At 71.6% G+C, this 1,558-nt stretch carries 2 protein-coding genes; both read right to left on the bottom strand.

Translation table 11 applies throughout. From position 1 onward, the window contains the following. Positions 1 to 149 precede the first annotated feature (149 nt). The gene (locus V5F77_RS28730; protein ID WP_429008459.1) at positions 150 to 1,253 is read right to left on the bottom strand and encodes a baseplate J/gp47 family protein; all 1,104 of its coding nucleotides are present in this window, start codon (positions 1,251 to 1,253) and stop codon (positions 150 to 152) included. Further along, positions 1,253 to 1,558 (bottom strand): phage GP46 family protein (locus V5F77_RS28725; RefSeq protein WP_429008458.1); only part of this gene is annotated, 306 nt, incomplete at its 5' end. The genes V5F77_RS28725 and V5F77_RS28730, both read right to left, overlap by 1 nt.

Genomic DNA, 1,558 nt, shown 5'->3' with positions numbered 1-1,558 from the left:
CGCTTCGGCGGTCGCCTCAAGCGCGGCGATCTCGCCGGCCATGGGCTCCAGAAGCGCCGAGAGCAGGCTCGCGTCACTGCGGCGCGGCCAGATCCAGCCGCCCGGCAGCAGCGAGAGCATCTCCTCATGCACGGCTGCAGCGCTGCGGCTCATGACGGCACCACCCAGGAGATGGCGCCCGGTATCGGCAGCTGCGTGCGCGCCGGGATGATGTCCGAGGTGGGCGACATGATCTCGTGCCGATACTCGCCCACGGCGGCCGAGATGGCCTCGGACAGGCGCGAGCGATAGAGGCGCCCGCCGATGGTGGCCTCGCGGGCGAAAAAGCTGGCGCGCGCCGCCTCGACCGCAGTCCTGACCCGCGCCTCGTAGGGGTCGATCATCAGCGTGAGTGGCGTGTTCAGGAGCACCGCCGCGAGGACATGCACCTCGGCGGTGACCGGGCGCTGGATCTCCAGCTCGGCGGCCATGGCGGCGATCTCGGTGGACGTCGGCGGGCGCGGCAGCGCGGCCGAGCCCATGGCCGCGACCACGCCGACAGTGCCGGGGCCGACCCAGTTCGCGATGCACGCCACCTGGACGGCGGGAAATTTGTTCTGGATCCAGCGGGGATAATCGAATCGCGCGCCACCGTGGGCGGGCTCCTGGATCTCGGCCAGCAGGCGCTGCAGCAGGGAGGCGTCGCTCTCGATCTCCGCGCCGCCGGCGAGCCCTTCCGCATCGACCACCGCTTCCTGAGGATCGAGCCCGGCGACCAGTGCGAGCGGTGTCAGGCGCAGCCCGGCCGCCGCATTGCCGACGATGCCGGCGGCGATCGCGCGCAGGCTGAGGGTGGCCGTGCCCGCGTCGGAGACGGTCGCGGGATTGAGCACCTCATAGACCGCGCTACCCGCCCCCTGCAGGCGTAGGCCGGACGGGACTGGCGTGCCTGCCGTGCCGGTGACGATGGCAAGCCCGATGGCCTTGGTCGCCGGCCGCTGGTTCACGCCCCAGATCGAGGCATGCCTCAGGAGTTGCTCGCTTTCGGCCGTGTCCGGAAAATACTGGTCACCCCACCAGCGCAGATGCAGGTGCGCCTCGTACAGCTCCATCGCAAAAACGCGCAGGAGGATCGCCGTCATGCCACGGGGCGAGCGCACCGCGCGGGCGACGGCGGCGGGTTCGGCGCTCGGCCGGGCGCGCAGGATGGCCGCCTCCGCACGACCTTCCAGGCGGCGGGTCAGCTCGGTGGGCGATGGCAGGGGAAAAGGCATCAGGCCGCCTCCCGCCCGACGCGGCGGGCGATGGCGACCGCTCGGCCGTCCACCCTGGCGCGGACGCCCAGCACCTCGGAGCGCACCCACGCGACCTCGATTTCGGGCGCCCGACCGGTGTCCGGCTCGACCCAGGCATAGGCCTCGCGGGTCCACTCCTCGCCCATCATGCGGGTGAGTTCGTTTTCCTTGGCGCGATCCAGCAGCCACAGCCGCGAGCCGATCAGCCGCCCCTCGGCATCAAGCGCGTCACCCGCCCATCCCCGTCGCTCCACCAGGGAGGTGGGCTCGTTCAGCTCGGTAAT

The sequence above is a fragment of the Roseixanthobacter psychrophilus genome, from assembly GCF_043195195.1.
GTDB lineage: Bacteria > Pseudomonadota > Alphaproteobacteria > Rhizobiales > Xanthobacteraceae > NCEH01.
The sequence above is the reverse complement of the archived record's forward strand: the minus strand, read 5'-3'. Positions and strand labels throughout refer to the sequence as shown.

What these genes read in the sequence shown, in the direction of transcription:
- V5F77_RS28730 (WP_429008459.1), bottom strand. Translation starts at nt 1,253, where the DNA reads ATGCCTTTTCCCCTGCCATCGCCCACCGAGCTGACCCGCCGCCTGGAA.